This window comes from Serratia sp. Sp408, assembly GCF_057180665.1.
Genome location: NZ_JBXUFT010000061.1, coordinates 1 through 218, shown reverse-complemented (window position 1 = coordinate 218; position 218 = coordinate 1). Strand labels below are relative to the sequence as shown.

The window sequence follows — 218 nt, the reverse complement described above, 5'->3', positions numbered from 1 at the left end:
TCTGCAGGGCAGTATGAGCGCTAAAGGTTGTTGTTACGACAATGCCTGTGCGGAAAGCTTCTTTCACTCACTGAAGGTGGAATGTATCCACGGGGAGGACTTTGCCAGCCGGGAAATAATGCGAACGGCAGTGTTTAATTATATCGAGTGCGATTACAATCGCTGGCGTCGTCACAGTGCCTGTGCGGTCTTAGCCCGGAACAGTTTGAAAACCAAAA

The 218-nt window shown here is 49.5% G+C and carries 1 pseudogene; it reads left to right on the top strand.

What is annotated here, in order from left to right:
- A pseudogene (locus tag AC2AXP_RS22860) lies at positions 1–218 on the top strand (IS3 family transposase); the annotation flags it as partial.